This window comes from Bacteroides sp. DH3716P (assembly GCF_025914115.1).
Lineage (GTDB): Bacteria > Bacteroidota > Bacteroidia > Bacteroidales > Bacteroidaceae > Bacteroides > Bacteroides ovatus.
Genome location: NZ_CP083673.1, coordinates 469,420 through 486,681 on the forward strand (window position 1 = coordinate 469,420; position 17,262 = coordinate 486,681).

The window sequence follows — 17,262 nt, forward strand, 5'->3', positions numbered from 1 at the left end:
TTGTTTTTAATTTCGGAAAAGAAGTAAGATGATAAAGACTATAAATAATATTAGGATGATTATGGCAATGGCTGTCCTTTCGGCTGTCCTCTTTTCGTGTGTCAGAGAAGAGATGACGTGTGATAAGGAATTAATTGTTGTGCAACGTATTGGAGAAGGCGGCTATGTCTACACTCGTGGTACGGTAATCTCTTCGAATACCGATCTGAAAGAAGAGACTTTCGGTCTTTACGGTTCACTGACTCCCAATGCTTCTGTTCCCCAACCATACTTCAATGCAAGTGCTACGGTTAACGCCGACCTGACAGCCACCATCTCGCCGTTGCAATATTGGCCCGGATTGTTGAATGCGAGCATGAAGTTCTTCTCCTGGTATCCGTACAGTGATGCGAATGCGCCTACTGCGAGTTTCACTGATCCCGGAGAAATGGTGCTGAATTATACAGCGAATGAATCCGCCGCCAATCATGTCGATGTATTGGCGGCTATATCGGGCCCTATATGGGTTGAAGGTGTGAATATACACTTCTACCACACATTGACCAAGGTTACCTTTACATTCAAGAAAGTAGCTCCTGTACCGAATGAGGTGACTATCGAGAAAATAGAATTCCAGAATGTGGGAAAAAGCGGTAACCTTGCGATGACTGAAATTCCGACCACCACGACGAAAAACGGCAAACCGAAGTTTGTCTGGAGCGATGTCGCCACCGGGAAGGTCGCTTCTACTCCCACCGGTAACAAAACAGTTACTGAAGATGCCACCTTGATAGGTGATACATTCCTCATGTTGCCGACTGACGCTTTCTCCGCAACCGCCAAAATCGTTGTTACCACCAACTTTGGCGATCGGGAATTCCTGTTCAGTGATATTCTCGCCAAGAATCCGCATTCTTGGGAATCGGGCGAGTACATCAACTACAATCTTACGATATCCAACGAAACCTATCAGCTTTCAGCTACCCCGCTTGAATGGACGGAAAGCCAGGTGAATGTAATTTTCGATAAACAGTATTATCTCAAATTATCGCAGACCAAGGTACAGACGGCTGGTGATGGGGTCACTGTCAATATAGAAGTGAAAACGAATTATGATGCTAATCCGGATACAGGATTTCTGCCGGGGGCGTCATTAAACAAAAGTACCATGGATACGTGGCCGACAGTTAATATGACTCAGATATCCCTTTCGGAAGGAGTGTATACGTATAATATCCAGGTTGTGATGCCCAAATTTAATTCAGGAACCGGAACTAAGCGGGAAACAGGCTTTTATATCAATGCCGGTAATTTGCGGCACCATGTACTGTTGAGTCAGTGGAGAGAAGACGGAGAGTGGCTGACCTCGAACGTAGAGTTGGACAGCAACGATAATGGAACCGGAAATATGCGACGTCGCAAGATTGTCTTTACTTCGGGCAATCCGGGAATATGGGAGTGGAAGATAACCCAGATACAAGATCCGGATAAAATTCTGCTTAACAGTGAGACAATGCTCGAAACAAGTGGCGTGAGTGGTGATGCGGTTTACTTCTACTTTAGAGCCGATGCTGTGTCCGGTGATACGGCTAGACTCATACTAACCAATACGAATGGTGATAATCTGCCAATAACGGTGACATTGACCGCACCATAATGACGAATATGCAATATCAAAGTTTAAGGAAAGGAAATAGAAATATGCAATATAAGGTTTCAATAAAAAGAAAGTGCTATCTTTTGTCTGTTCTGTTGATGACGGTATGGCTTACCGGATGCGTACAGGAAGAATTTGAGTCGACGCCTTCTCCGGCAGGAAATGGCATTCGTTTTACATTAACGGTTCCCGATGTAAACCTCCCGTCCGTATCTTCGCGTACGATGACCGGAACGGGAACAGCAAAGAAAGAAGACGAAATAGAAACGGTGGATATTCTTGTTTTTGATATGTCAAAAACGCCGGCAGTATTTCTGGAATGGGTCAGCGCTACAGGAGTCACTCAGGACTTGGCTGACAATTCCACTGTGAGTTTCTCTGCTGTGCTTTCTCCCACTACCGCATCTACCTGCATCGTGGTTGTGGCAAATAAGGAACTTGATAATATTGTGTCGGGCTTCACGAAGGGAGCGACCACCAAGGTTGAGGCAATGGAAAAGATGCTCCACACCCAGACCGGCAAATGGTTGGCAGATGGCTCGACAACTGGTGGGTATACGCGGATTCCGATGTACGGGGAGAAGGTAATAAGCAAAATCACTCCTTCGATGGATCCGATAACCGGCATAAATATGAAACGTATGCTGGCGCGTATTGATATCCGTAATAACAGTGCCACTTCGAATTTCACGGTCGAAGAGGTTTACCTGGCCAATTACAATACCACCGGATATATTGCTCCGGCATGGAACACGAACGGGCAGGTTACTGACCCGGTTCCGGATACTCCGGTTCTCCCCGCGGGTAGTGGTAAAATGACGGAAGAAGGGGATGCAATCCTTTATTCCGTAAATGGTAACACACCCTACGATGGGGAGATTTATACATTTGAATCCCTGGCGGCAGAGGATGCCGGTGGTGCGGGAGCAGACGGAGAAGCGAGCCGTAAGGATGCTACTTGCCTGATTGTGAAAGGAAGGATCGGTACGGGTGAATCGACATTTTACCGGGTGGATTTTACCAAAAACGGAAATACAGGAGAACAAGTGGAATATTTGCCTTTGAAGCGAAACCATAAATACATCATTACCATTACCCAAGCATTGGGAACCGGTTATAAAAGTTTTAGCGAGGCGCTGGCATCATATACAGTCATGTCCAACTTGAAATTCTGGCTGATACACTATGATCGTGATAAGGTCAAAGATGTGGTCTACAATGGGCAATATATGCTTGGAGTGGGTGAATCGGAGCTCGCTGTTACTCAATACCAGAATAATAGTTATGCCATAGACGTTTTTACTGACAGTCCCGGAGGCTGGAAGGCCACCATTACTGCAGGGAACGACTGGCTCAAATTTGAAGGTGGAGCTGATGCGGCATCGGGCGTTGCGAACGATGATACCCAACTCAAATTGAAGATTCCATATTTTAATAATGAAAATATTGGCGTTGGGCGTAAGGCTACTGTTACGTTGACGGCAGGTCGCCTGACTCACAATATTGAAGTGACACAGTATACAATAGATCCGGGAATTATCAAATTTGTCGATGCATACGGAAATGTGTTGGAGAGAGGTCTTTTTTTTCCAATTCGAAATCCTGATGGCGACGAACTCCCTCTTGAACCGCAGACGGTGTATGTCATGTTTTCCGTGGATAGGATAGAAGGTAAGCTTTATGGCACTGGTGGTGTCAATATGGTCCAATATAATGCCGGCGGTTTGATTCCGCAATTAGACAGGACGAATGCGATACCGTTCAGTGAAAGGGTGCAGGCGTTTACTATACAGCCTAATCCGCGAAGAGCAGGCGATGGTACTGTTGAAGATGGTGCAGGCTGGTGGTGGCGTTGGGACTTTATGTTGTTCGACCTGTACGATAAGGAAGGATACCTTACTCAAGTACAATTCCCCATCAATCAGGGGGAGCTGGAGTTTTCACTCCGATATCTTTCCACTACAGTCAATAGTCGTACTTATAAAGTCAATCTGGGTGCGGAACAATACTTGCAATTGTTTGTCAATAACAATTGGGAAATTATGGATATTGAGGAATTGAATATAACGAACGATGATGGCACCGGACTGATTCGGACCGATTCGGATAATGATGTAATTATAGGTAGAAAGAATGCGGACGACAAGATGTATCTTGAGTCTATCATAGGCTATGATGACGGCAAGGGAAATGATGTGGTTGGTCATGGATACGATTTCAGGCTGAAGCTTCACCCCGGCAAGTGGAAAGAAGGAAAAAGCGGAACGATAAGAATCACGTTCAGAAATGTAATGCATACCGTGGCAGATGAAGAATTCCCGTTTTATCGTACGATTGACCTTCAGATGGTGTCCGAAACCAAATCTTACACAACTGCCGGGGAACCTCTTTTCTATCTTTATTCGCTTCGGTTTGATAATAGGAGATATTATAACGGAACTAACCAAAGTGTGGGGCGATTGGAAAATGTAGCCGATGCGGAGGATATCTGTAGGAATATAGGCGATGGTTGGCGTCTGCCTACTGCTAGTGAACTGTTGCTGTCATTTGTCTATGAAAATGCTTTGGGTGGTAATGCGATTAACAGTAATTATCATGACGGTCAGAATATATATGGGTGGTATCAAAACTGGACAGGTAACTACTGGTCTTCATCATACTATGAGGCTAAAGGCTCTACAACACGTTTTGGGATGGAAATGTCGGCAGGTTATCCGGATTCCGCACCTGTTAGTAATAATAATTATTTTCGTTGCGTAAGGGATAATACAAATAGCGGAAAGAAGTACCCTTATTTGATGGTAGAATCCTCGGGGGTCACTATTGTCTCTCGCGATGCCAGTGGAGGAACAGATCCTTTGGTGTTATTTGCTTCAGGTGAAACTCCGGATACAAGTGTCGCAATGAATAAGGTTGCTCCTAAGTTTCAGATTGAAAATTCCAGTAGTAATGGTAAAACTTGGGCGGAAGCAAAAGCGGCATGCGAAAGCAAAGGGAGTGGCTGGCGTCTACCTACTCAGCGTGAGATGTATTTAGTACTTAGTATGGGAGGGGCTGTAACCAATATCGAAAACCAAGGTTTCGGTGACTCGACTACTTGGACAGGGAACGGATTCGAGAAGATTAGTACTGTGCACTGGACATTGACTTCACGCGATAGCAACTATTGGCTGGTCGGACATAATAATGGTGAATTCGGCGCATGGGCTACGGTAGAGTCCACAACTTGGGCTTGGTATCGTTGTGTGCGCACAATAGAATAAAAGCTAAAAGAACTGTATCAGAATGTTGTTTGTCTTCATTCTGATACAGCTCGTCTATTAAATCCTTTTCTTTTTATTCCTAGAATCCACAATGTTTAGTGTGTTTCCCTTTGTTTACAACGTATTGATAACTTCCAACTGCTTTTGCAAGAAAGCAATACGCTGTGCTTCTCCACTTTCCGAAACCAGAATAGAGTGGCGCTTCAACGATTGAATCCAATTGCGTTGCATCTGGCAGATATATGAGCTTTGCGAATCCATCGAGTTGATAGAATATACCCGCAGCAGACTGACTTGGTAATCATGTTTCTCGATATAGCTGTAAGTGGCTTCGAAACTGATATTGGACAGATAGAAAGACACTTTCTTGTTTTCGCTGAACTCTCCCTTTATGGACAGATGTTCTACCACGCCAAGTAACTGAAGAAGTTCTTCTTTCAAATGCATGACATCGTCCTTGTTTATCAGATTCAGGCTGGCAAAGTACTTGATCTCTTTCACAAAAGAATAAAAGATATTTGTGTCCCAGATGAAAAACGTTTTTGGACACTGTCTTATACTTTCACTCAACTTCTTATGCACATTGACGATCCGTTCATCCACAGACATGTCTTCCAAAGAATGTGGCGTCTTTATATCTCCATTCTGATACATCCATCGGCAAAGACGGAATTTAGACAAATTCTCATAGGAAGAATAAAGTGTAAAGGGAAGGGAATTGGATGCAGTATACACCTCCGTCGTATTATCTGTTTTCACATAGTCGAAAATTTGCAGATAACGGTTGATTATTTCGTAATAACTTTCCAGCGCACTAGTGGCATGAAGTAAGTTCAGGTCGAAAGTAACTTTATTAGATACATGGCTACCGACAATCTGGTCAATAGAAATACCGAGTTTTTGAGAAAGCAGCGCTACTTCGTCTATTGTAAAAGACACCTCACCTCTCAATCTGCGATAGACAGCTTCCTTTCCCATGCATAAAATGTCAGCCAAAGTATTGGCCAGATTCATATCTTGAGGAATTCGCTCCTTCATTGTAGATATTAATTCGTTTAGAATACCATTTTTCATTGTTTGTTCCTTTAATTTTAATGTTAATAATCTTTGTGATACATTCTATGCAAAATTACGTCTTGTGTTTGAAAGATTTGTGTGGAAAAACAGAGATGAATGTATGTGTCTTTTTCTGATTGGGAATCAAACGGAAGCGGTGAGGACAGGGAATGAAAAAAAGTAGATAAGAATCTTATCTACTTTCATTTATTGGAACTGATTTTTTTTTTGAAGTTCTAATCTGCGAAAATAAAATTAAAGAGCGTCAATAATTTCTCGCTGTTGCTTGAAGAATTGAATACGCTGCATTTCACCGCTTTCGGATATCAAAGTGGAGAACTTTTTCAGAGGTTGAATCCATTCTTTCAAGGTACAGAAAATTTCGTTGTCCATCGTGGTAATGGAGTTGATGGAATAAATACGTATGAGGCTCATTTGCAGGTTATTGGTGTCTACATAGCTATATGTTGCCTCGAAGTTGATATTCGACACATAGATGCGTACACGATTGCCATCGGCTGTCTTGCCATTGATAGCCAGTTCTTCCAGTTCGTCCGCCAATAAGAATAATTCATTTTTGATTTCTTCTTTTGTTTCGTCGGAAATGAGATGGATGCTGGCGAAGTATTGGATATCGTTGATAAGGTGTTGGAAAATCATATTATCCCATATATAGTCTATGGAGTGGATATGACGTGTCATTGCTACATAGTCTTTCTGGATATTGACCAGTTTCGGTGGAATATCCAATTCTTCGAAACTCTTGCAATCAATATATTTATTCTGGTACATCCATTTGAATAAACGGAATTTTGCCAGAAGTTCATGTTTCAGATAGAGAGTCTGGGGAATAATGTTGGCAGAAGTTCCCATTACAGAATTCGGGTCATCCGGCATCGTATTGATTAGCGAGACATATTTTTCAAGGATATTGTAGTAACTCTCGAACGGGTCGTCATAATCTACAATGTTTATATTAAACATGGCGTTCGATTTGAAACTTAGTCCTATAATCTTGTCTAGCGATATACCCAGTTTTCTTGAAATAAGAGCCGACTCTTGTAAGGTGAAAGGTACTTCACCGCGCAATCTTCTGTATACTGCCTCTTTTCCTATGTATAGCGTGTCCATTAACATATCTGCCAGTTGTCCTTTGAGCGGAAGCTTTTCCTTCATCGCTTCTATGAGGTTTGCATTTGGATTATTTGTCATCATAATAGTTCTAATAAATAATACTTTTCTATTATAAACATTTGTCAGTGGCAAGTTGTTTCGGAAATTGAAACTATTTAAATCTGCTTTTTTTTTAAATATCCTCTCCGAAAATTGTTTATTTTAAGCAAATCGGTTACATTTGTGACCATAAACAAAACGAAGAGACAGCGTCTCTTTAGTAAACAATAGAAATATTTAGAATGAAAAGAATATTGGTAAGTGGCGGAGCCGGTTTTATAGGCTCTCATCTCTGTACTCGGCTTATAAACGAAGGTCACGACGTGATATGCCTGGATAATTTTTTTACGGGTTCGAAAGATAATATCATTCACTTGATGGATAATCATCATTTTGAGGTGGTGAGGCATGATGTCACTTATCCTTATTCGGCTGAAGTAGATGAAATTTATAATTTGGCTTGTCCGGCATCTCCCATTCATTATCAACATGACCCGATTCAAACTGCCAAAACATCTGTGATGGGAGCCATTAATATGCTGGGATTGGCAATGAGACTGGATGCCAAGATTCTGCAAGCTTCTACGAGTGAGGTATATGGAGATCCAATCGTTCATCCGCAACCGGAAAGCTATTGGGGAAATGTGAATCCGGTAGGTTACCGGTCTTGCTATGATGAGGGAAAGCGTTGCGCAGAAACATTATTTATGGATTATCACCGTCAGAATAATGTGCGTGTGAAGATTATCCGTATTTTTAATACGTATGGTCCGCGAATGTTGCCGAATGACGGACGGGTTGTTTCTAATTTTATTCTTCAAGCGTTGAATAATGAAGATATAACAATATATGGTGATGGGAAGCAGACACGCAGCTTCCAGTATATTGATGATTTGATTGAAGGAATGATAAGAATGATGAATACGGAGGACGAGTTTACAGGTCCTATAAACCTGGGGAATCCGAATGAATTTCCGGTATTGGAATTGGCGGAAAGGATCATTAGTATGACCGGTTCATCTTCGAAGATTGTATTTAAGTCTTTACCGGATGATGATCCGAAGCAACGCCAACCGGATATTACATTGGCTAAAGAGAAATTGGGCTGGCAGCCTACTGTTGAACTTGAAGAGGGGCTGAAGCGTATGATTGAATATTTTAAAAATGTCTGAAGCATAAAAAAAGAAAATTATGAATATGGAAATTAATCCTTCTGAATATAAGGTCCTTATTGTGGACGATGTAATATCAAACGTCCTTTTATTAAAGGTACTTTTGACCAACGAGAAATTCAAAATTGTGACTGCCGGTAATGGAACACAGGCGTTGGAACAAGTGAAGAAGGAAAATCCGGATCTTGTATTACTGGATGTAATGATGCCGGATATCAGTGGCTTTGAGGTAGCTCAACAAATGAAAGCAGACCCCGAAATGGCTGAAATTCCCATTATCTTCCTGACTGCTCTAAATAGTACGGCGGATATCGTAAAAGGATTTCAGGTGGGTGGTAATGACTTTATTTCAAAGCCATTCAATAAAGAAGAATTGATTATTCGTGTGACGCACCAGATTTCGTTGGTTGCAGCGAAAAGAATCATTGTTGCACAAACGGAAGAGTTGCGTAAGACGATCATGGGACGCGACAAACTCTATTCTGTGATTGCACATGACTTGCGTTCACCAATGGGATCTATCAAGATGGTGCTGAATATGCTGATTCTGAATCTGCCAAGCGAAACAATTGGTGATGAGATGTATGAATTGCTGACAATGGCTAATCAGACAACAGAAGATGTATTCTCATTGCTTGATAATCTGCTGAAATGGACGAAGAGCCAGATTGGTAAACTGAAAGTGGTTTATCAGGATATTAATATGGTGGAAGTCGTAGAGGGCGTAAGTGAAATCTTTACGATGGTGGCCAGTCTGAAAAATATTAAGATAGTACAAGATGTGCCTGTAGAGAATGTGGCTGTTCGTGCTGATATTGACATGATTAAGACGGTGATTCGTAATTTAATCAGTAATGCGATTAAGTTTAGCAATGAAGGTTCGGAAGTAGTGGTGTCACTGGCAGAAGAAGACGGTATGGCAATCGTAAGTGTGAAAGACAGTGGTTGCGGTATTGATGACGAAAATCAGAAGAAGTTGCTGCATACCGATACTCATTTCAGTACCTTTGGTACAAACAATGAAGAAGGTTCGGGACTCGGATTGTTATTGTGTCAGGACTTTGTTGTCAAAAATGGCGGTAAACTTTGGTTTACTTCAAAGAAGGGAGACGGGTCTACATTTAGTTTCTCAATTCCATTGTTGGAGAAATAAGATAACTATAGATAATACGACTAGAAATAATAAGGGCACGGTTTGCATGAATATGTAAATCGTGCCCTTATTTAATTGGTATATTCTATTTTCGGTTTATCGTTTGCAGATAGCCTTAAAATCGCAATACGAACATTTTTTAGTATCTTCTGTCTGCGTAAAAGGCTCTTCTTCGCTGAATATTTCTTCTAATAATGTTTGCAGGCGTTCACGGAATTCATCTTCAAAGAAAGCGAAGTTGTTTACCGGTATTTTCGGTTTACGAGGTTCTCCCATTTCAATAACAGGCGAATAGTTTTCCGATGCTGCCCGGTGGATGTAGAGCAGAGCAGGAGCTACCATTAACGATTGTTGCCGGCTCATGATAGCAGCATACAGAAAAGTCTGGAAGATATAGTTCGGGCGTGTTTCCGATGGGGTGAACAGTTGCTCGATATTAGCAGGTATTTTAGGGCTTCCTCCTGTTTTGTAGTCAACAATCCGCAGGGTACTTTCTTTTGCATCCATACGGTCGATTGTGCCACCCAGACGGAGAGTGAACGGTCCTTGTCCTGTTTGTATAGTAATCTCTTCTGAAACTTTCTTTTCCATAGCGACCATTTCGAAAGGAGTATATTGAAGGTCGTTACGCAGCAATTGTTTCAGATAGGAAACAATTACTTTGGAGTTGATAAGTTGTATGCCGTTATATTCCGGTTTTTCTTCGGGAGAAACTTTGAATAATTCTTTTTTGAAGGCTTGGTCAACGTAGCTTTGTAGCTTCACGTCATTGCGTAATAAGCGTTCAAGATCTTCTTTCTGTATCGTTTTTCCGGTTGCAGTCAGGTCGGTGTATGCTAATTGGGCGGAGAGGTGGAAAATGGTTCCGAATAGAGCGGAATCAATTTCAGCACTCACTTCGTCCGGTGTTTTCAAGCCCGCTACATAGCGGTAGTAGAATCTCAACCGGCAATCCAGATAAGCATTAAGGGCGGAAGGAGAGAGAACCAGTGAATTTGGATGAGTGCTATCGTAAGCACGATAGATTCGTCTTAGTACTTCAGGTGTTTTTTCTACTCGTATCTCTTGGGTACTTTGCGGAGATTGTCCGGCTTCCAGATACTCGCGAGTGATATCATGTGGACCTTCTACAAGTAATTGCAGCATGAAGCGGGATTCTTCTCCACGGTTGAGACCGTCCGAAGAAGTATTGTAGAGTAGCGTGATATTCTCTGCCCGTTGTATCAGTCGATAAAAGTAGTAGGCATACACTGCATTTTTGTGTTCGATAGTGGTCATGCCAAATGCTTTCCGGAGATTATAGGGAATAAAAGAGGAATCTCCTCCGGATTTTGGAAGTTGTCCTTCGTTGAGAGACAATATAATGAGATTCCGGAAGTCCAGATTACGTGTTTCCAATACTCCCATGACTTGCATTCCGATAGCAGGTTCTCCGTGGAAAGGAATGTTAGAAGATGTCAGTACTTTGGTAATCAGTCGTTTCAGAGTATCGGTGCGTATATTTAGTTCTCCGCTTTCAATCAAACTGTAGAGACGGTTGATTTTGGTATGGCTTTGAAAGAGCGATTCTCTATATAGTTGATTGAAGATATCATTGTATTCTCCTTCTTTCCGATAAATGGTTGAAATGTTTTTGATTAATTCGATCAGATAATCGCATAGTTCTTTTATACCATTACGGGGAGTGAAGAGGGTAGTTAGAAAATCATCCTGTTTAAGTTCTGACGGAAGTGGATAAAAACGGTTTGTTTGGGTCAGTTCACGTTCCAGGGGACCGGCATGGGATGATAATTGTTGGGTATAGGGATGCTTCAATATGGCGGATACTGCCTCGTAAGTGAATCGGTCGGTATCGGAGCGGTAACCATTGGTTTGCAGTTCCATTACGGCATTGATAAAGCTATAAACAGGAGTTTGAGCCAATGGGAATCCCATGGTGATATTGACATTCTTCACTTCCTGCGGAATGGAATGAAGTACGGGAAGCAACAGAGCTTCATTACAAAGCACTACAGCATTTTCTTTTTCCTTTTCTACGGTAATTTGTGAATGATCGTTTGTTATCGCCTTAATCCATCCGGGAAGGAAACGTGCTTGGGCATTCTCGGTAGAAGCGGAAATATAACGTATTTTCTTCGATTCTTTAAAGGTGTTGAAAAAGCTTTCCGGGAGTTCGTTCGGAAATTCCTCGAGATTACGTTTCAGGAATTCTCCGGCCTCATGTTTTTTGATTTGTTGGGTGTAGAAGATATCATAGTCCCAATAGAAGAGTGCCTTGCCCGCATCTTTCAGTTTTCTGAAAAAGTCACTTTCTACTTTGTTCAAAACATTGAACCCGACAAATATGTATTTGTCGTATTTGAGTTGGTCGGTATCGAGTTGTTCGATCACGTTCCGGTAGAGCATGCCTTCGTAAGCAATGCCTAACTCTGTCAGGTTCGCACGGTAACGATGGTAGATAGTACCTAGCTTGTCCCAAAGGGAAATAAATTTTTCTTTTAGTTCGGTCCGTTTTTCAATGGAGAAATTCTGAAAAAACTGTTGTATGGCTTCTTCCTGCTCTTTGTCAAGGAATTCATAGTCATCCATCAGATTTTTCAAATCTTGTAGATTGCTGAATAATTTGTCGGCATCGACCATATTCTTATCTACATCATCAAAATCACTAATCAACAATTCGCCCCAGAAGTAGAAATCGTCCAATGTTTCCTGACTCCGTGTTTCCTCTTTGAACACTTTATAAAGTTCGCAGACCAATCGAATAGGATCGCCGCCTTTCTGTACGGATAGTTTCTGAAACAGGTCGCTGATACTCATGGCAGCTGGTGACCAGATCGGTTTATCGGATTCTCCTGCTAAATATTCATTGAAGAACAAGTTAGCACGTTTATTAGGGAAAACGAGTACCGTACGTGACAGGTCGTTTCCTATCTTGGTATATAAATCATGAGCGACTAGTTGGAGAAATGATTGCATATTGATTAAACTATTTTTCTGATTCTTGTATTTATTGTAATCGGAACATAACAGGAACGGTGAAATAAACGGCAACTTTAGTACCATCTTCCAATTCTCCCGGTTTCCATTTAGGCATTTGATTAATGACACGTAAAGCTTCTTTGTCTAGATAAGGATCTACGCCGCGTACAACTTTTGGTTTGACTATATTTCCTTCCTTATCAACGATGAACTGAATAATAGTACGCCCCTGTACACCATTACCTCCTAATCCTGCATTAGGGTGTTGAATCTTTTTTGCAAGAAATACCATGAGAGCTTTCTGTCCTCCAGGAAATTCGGGCATAACAGCTACTTCCTCATAAACGTCAGGATAGTTTATACGAGTATAAGTGATTCTCAATTCCGGGCCATACATCGCACTGAATGAAAGCATCAGATTGTATGTCACTTGTACTGTCTCATTTGCCAATATGCCGGGTGTCCAACGAGGAATGAGAGACATGACCCTTAATATTTCAGCTTCAACTTTGGGGTGTATCTTGCGGGTAATCTTAGGGTTGATAACTTGTCCGTCATAATCTATAGTGAATTTTACATCAGTGTATGTATTATTAGCAATACTATCTATTTCTGAATAACGAAGATTTTCTTTCAGAAATTCTATAAATTTTTCTGTTCCTCCGGGAAATTCCGGTAGCTTTTCCGGACCATAAAAGGGGGCTTCCCCTTTCATGTCTTTTTCTTGTATCAGGCTGTCAGCAGTAATGGTCCAATTCATTTTAGGGCATTGCAGTGTTTCTGCGTCCAATGAAGTAGGAGGTATTATTGTAAGTATACCAGTTGATAGTCCAAACAGAGTGATGGCCTTACCTACACGGCGTTTTCGTTCAAGCTGTTGCTCCAAATATCGAACTTCAGCTTCGCATTTGGGGCAAGTACCCAAACAATCTCCCTGATACTGACATTCAGAGGTAATGAATTCAATATCATTCGCTTCGGCTATCTGCCGACGAATCTCTTTTAAGATTTTACAGGTTTGTTTTCCTCTTGCCATGGCATTAATCATTAGGGGTTTTATAGGTGAATCGGTCGAATTGGGTGATTCCCATTTCTTTCAAAAGTTCTATGCTTTGGTCAATATCCTTCTCCGTATTATAGGAAGGGATGAGTGGTGTCCGGATAACGATTTGCTTGGCTTTGTCTTTCCCGATTAAATATCGCAAATTACTTAAGACGTTTTCATTATTCTTTCCGGTATATCGCTGATAGATGTTATTATTCATATCTTTGATGTCGACTATGTAATTGTCTATAATAGAAATCAGTTCTTCTACATTCTGTTGCGGAACATTGAGAGAGGTTTCGACAGTGATTCTCCATTCTGGGCCACAGAGTTGGCGGAATTGCCTGATAAATTCGCTTTGTAACAAAGGTTCTCCACCGCCAAATGTGACTCCTCCGCAACTCGCCAGGAAATAAAGTTCATCTTTGCGTACTTCCTCGTAGAGCTGGTTACAATCATAGCTCTCCCAAACACCATCGGGCTGCAAAGATGTCGGATTGAGACAATATTTGCAACGCAACGGACAGCCATGGAAAGCAACTAATGTTGTAACTCCTTCACCGTCAATCGTTAGTCGATGACGGGCAATGCCGATGAGAGGAACAGCTTTCATACTTTTTCTATTTTTTCTTCATCCACATACCACAAGTAGCCGGTGATATTTTTATATCCCATCTTGGTAAGAAGTTGCATATATCCTTTCACTTGTTTGTTATATTTAGGATTTTCCTTACCAAACTTGAAATCGACTACAACAACCTGATCGTCCTTCATCATTACACGATCCGGACGACGGGTTTGCAGAACTCCTTTTTCTTTATAGATAATAGCACATTCATTAAAGAGTGTCCATTTTCCGGAATACCAATCTTGAATTTCAGGAGAAGAAAAAGCTTTCTTTGCAACTTCACGAGCCACTTTTTCTTTCTCATCATTTCTGATAACTCCTTCAAAAATAAGCCGTTCAATGGCTGGATCGATATCTTCTGCAGTTTCGATGACAGAAAATAAAGTATGTAACATACGTCCGCGGTTGATAAAGCGGTCGTCCGAATCTTCTTCTTCAATGCCCTGAATGAAGTCAGCAGAGCGGTTGGACTGACGAAATTCAATATCATGCCGCATGGATTCCATCCGAATAGGGAGTTTCTCTGGTTTCTGGGTTAGCTTGTTTGTGGATGTCTTGATTCTTTCTTTTTCGGAAGGGCATAGTTGTCCTTGCTCGTAACAGTCTTCTTCCCAGTCAATCCCTTCTTCTTGGGCTACTATCGGTAGGGTGTTTGCCAATAGTTCGGACATGGTACCTTTTTGACTTTTTCTACTCCAGATAATGAGATTTTTTCCAGCGCGGGTAAAAGCAACGTATAGTAGATTGAGATTATCTACCCAAAGTTGAAGACGTTCTTGCAGGTAGTCGTTACCATAAATCGATTCAGCCATTTGGGTGGAATAGTTAATAGGAAGAATATCCAATGTATTGAATGGTGCTGTTTGCGGGGCACACCATACAAGCTGATTATTGGTTTCATTCTCCAGCTTCCAGTCGCAGAAAGGAAGGAGTACGGTATGGAATTCCAATCCTTTGGATTTGTGTATGGAGAAAATCCGGATACCTTCTACTTCTCCACTCGGAATTGTTTTACTGCATAATGTTTCGTCCCAATACCGGATGAATCCGTCTAGCTCGGAAGAGTTGCTTTGCAGATAATCGGTCACCGCATCAAAGAAAGCAAATAAATAGGCATCCTGATCTTTGATAAGATTCATCTCGAATATGCTGAAAAGTTCTTCTAAAAGCTCATAAAGAGGCATTAGCCTTAGTTCCTTTGTCTTTTCAAGAAAAGCGGCGGGAAGATAATTCTCGGCAGGGAGGAGTAGGAGAGTATTCCAATCCAGTCCTTTCTGTAAAACCTCGTTTTGATAGGCTACGGCCAGTTGGGCACGTGCTATTTTATTATTTTCATCGGAAAGGAATCGCAGTGCATCCAGCATCATACAAATGGCAAGAGAGGCGTCAAGGCGGAAGGCTTCGTCTGATACCACTTTATAGTGTAGCTCCTTATCGAAGTAGTCGGCGATTCGGGGAATACTTTTATTTTTTCGTACCAGGATGGCTATATCATTCAGTCGTACTCCGGAGGTGAGGAGATGTTGCACTTCTTCTCCCAGACTGATTAATGTCTGTTCGGTATAATCATGTTCTTCGTCGGGTTCGAGAAAAGAGACTTTTACATATCCTTTTTCTGTACTTCGGGGAGATTCCTGCACAACGTCGGCATAGGCTTTCTGCAGATCCTCACAATCCTTGCCTAACTGTTGCTTATATACTCCGTTCAGATAGTTGGCGGCAGCTGTGAAGATTTGGTTATTAAACCGGATAACATTGGTTTCACTTCTCCGGTTGGTAGCTAATGTCTTGACGCGGATCGGGAAATGTTCGATGTGATTATTCAGGCTGTTGAGAATTCCCCAATCGCCATTTCGCCAACGATAAATGGATTGTTTAACGTCTCCTACAATCAAACTGTCTGCTCCTTGAGACAATCCTTCCAGTAAGAGCAATTTGAAATTTCCCCATTGCATCCGGCTGGTATCCTGAAACTCATCTATCATGACGTTATGGATATTCGTTCCTATCTTTTCGAATACAAAAGAGGAGTCACCGTCTTTCACCAGTTGATGGAGCAGGGCATTCGTATCTGATAATAGAAAACGATTGTTGTCGTGATTCAACTGACGTACTTCTTCATCGATATTGGCGAGGAGTTGCACTTTGTTGAGATGTTGCAGGGATAATCGGCAACTATTCAGTAACAAATTATTCTTGGAACGTAACTTTTCAGCATCTTCCAGAATTTGCATGAGACTAGAGTTGGCTAAATTAATGATGTCCGCGTAGCGGGGAGAAGTCTTGGTTGCCCAGTTCTTTGCGTCTTCCAGACATTTTTCTACTGTAGCATTACGGATATCATTGCCTAAAATACCATTATTAAGTTTACGAAAATAACTTCCGATTCCGCGTGAACCGTTTTTCAGATCATCAGCAGTCAGTGCGTGTCCATCTAGTTCTCCTTCGAATTGGTCATAGAATCCTTTCATTTGCTCCAGAATTTCCGTTTCCAGCGCTTTCAGTTGCTTGCGATACTCTTTGATGGTATCAGGGTTTCGTAACCGTTGCCGGAGTCCTTCTCCCTTTTCAATATAACCTTCATCGAAAATATTGCGTCCGAAACTTTTTACTTCGTCCGACACGTTCCAACGTTTATCGTCGGCAATTCGTTCGTTGATATAATCGAGTAACCATGCGAGAACGGGAGAAGTGGGTCCTAGTTTCTCAATCATGCTATCTACAGCGTCACTAAGAACTTCGGTGTTATTTAACTCAATATTCAGATTCGGGCTAAGTTCCAGTTCCCGTGCGAGATTGCGCATGACAGATTGAAAAAATGAGTCGATAGTCTCTACCCTGAACCGGCTGTAATCATGCAGCATATAGCTAAGGGCGACGCCTGCCGCTTCCCGTATCTCCTGTTCAGTTTTTCCTGTCTCTTCTTTAATTCGGTTGAGGTAGGCTTCGGAATCTTTATCGCCTATCTGTATGCCGTAAAGCTGACTAAGAATGCGTTCTTTCATTTCTGCAGTTGCCTTATTGGTAAAGGTGACAGCGAGAATTTGCCGGTAGGCGCGGGGATTGAGAATTAACAGTTTGATATATTCCACTGCCAGGGTAAATGTCTTACCCGAACCTGCGGAGGCTTTATAGACTAAAAGTTCACTCATGTTTC

At 41.8% G+C, this 17,262-nt stretch carries 10 protein-coding genes; 4 read left to right on the plus strand and 6 right to left on the minus strand.

Annotated elements, in window-relative coordinates; all coding sequences use genetic code 11:
* Nucleotides 1–28: 28 nt before the first annotated feature.
* On the plus strand, nt 29–1,636 hold the full coding sequence (locus KQP79_RS01650; protein ID WP_008775791.1) for a fimbrillin family protein: 1,608 nt from the start codon (nt 29–31) through the stop codon (nt 1,634–1,636).
* 44 nt (nt 1,637–1,680) lie between these two features.
* Nucleotides 1,681–4,899 carry a fimbrial protein gene (locus tag KQP79_RS01655; protein ID WP_061448360.1) on the plus strand — a complete coding sequence of 1,073 codons (3,219 nt, stop codon included), beginning with the start codon at nt 1,681–1,683 and terminating at the stop codon, nt 4,897–4,899.
* Nucleotides 4,900–5,013: 114 nt separating this feature from the next.
* Here KQP79_RS01655 and KQP79_RS01660 read toward each other — a convergent pair whose 3' ends face one another.
* Nucleotides 5,014–5,973, minus strand: a complete 960-nt coding sequence (locus tag KQP79_RS01660) for a hypothetical protein (RefSeq protein WP_004306253.1) — start codon at nt 5,971–5,973, stop codon at nt 5,014–5,016.
* 237 nt (nt 5,974–6,210) lie between these two features.
* On the minus strand, nt 6,211–7,170 hold the full coding sequence (locus KQP79_RS01665; protein ID WP_032845048.1) for a hypothetical protein: 960 nt from the start codon (nt 7,168–7,170) through the stop codon (nt 6,211–6,213).
* Nucleotides 7,171–7,370: 200 nt separating this feature from the next.
* Here KQP79_RS01665 and KQP79_RS01670 point away from each other — a divergent pair, with 200 nt between their 5' ends.
* Both KQP79_RS01670 and KQP79_RS01675 read left to right on the plus strand, forming a co-directional pair.
* On the plus strand, nt 7,371–8,300 hold the full coding sequence (locus KQP79_RS01670) for a UDP-glucuronic acid decarboxylase family protein (RefSeq protein WP_004300450.1): 930 nt from the start codon (nt 7,371–7,373) through the stop codon (nt 8,298–8,300).
* Between the two features lie 19 nt (nt 8,301–8,319).
* Nucleotides 8,320–9,453 (plus strand): hybrid sensor histidine kinase/response regulator, encoded by a 1,134-nt coding sequence (locus KQP79_RS01675; RefSeq protein WP_004300451.1) that lies wholly within the window; start codon nt 8,320–8,322, stop codon nt 9,451–9,453.
* Nucleotides 9,454–9,549: 96 nt separating this feature from the next.
* Here the strand turns inward: KQP79_RS01675 and KQP79_RS01680 are convergent, their stop codons facing one another.
* The 4 genes from KQP79_RS01680 to KQP79_RS01695 are packed head-to-tail and all read right to left on the minus strand — an operon-like array spanning nt 9,550 to nt 17,257.
* A complete protein-coding gene (locus tag KQP79_RS01680) occupies nt 9,550–12,429 on the minus strand; it encodes a PD-(D/E)XK nuclease family protein (protein WP_061448361.1) in 2,880 nt (959 codons plus the stop codon).
* Between the two features lie 31 nt (nt 12,430–12,460).
* Complete coding sequence (locus tag KQP79_RS01685) at nt 12,461–13,468, minus strand: energy transducer TonB (RefSeq protein ID WP_022199373.1); 1,008 nt, start codon at nt 13,466–13,468, stop codon at nt 12,461–12,463.
* Between the two features lie 4 nt (nt 13,469–13,472).
* Nucleotides 13,473–14,090, minus strand: coding sequence for a radical SAM protein (locus tag KQP79_RS01690; RefSeq protein ID WP_004300454.1), 618 nt, complete (start codon nt 14,088–14,090; stop codon nt 13,473–13,475).
* The gene (locus KQP79_RS01695) at nt 14,087–17,257 is read right to left on the minus strand and encodes a UvrD-helicase domain-containing protein (protein WP_061448302.1); all 3,171 of its coding nucleotides are present in this window, start codon (nt 17,255–17,257) and stop codon (nt 14,087–14,089) included. The genes KQP79_RS01690 and KQP79_RS01695 overlap by 4 nt, the downstream gene beginning before the upstream one ends.
* Nucleotides 17,258–17,262 lie beyond the last annotated feature (5 nt).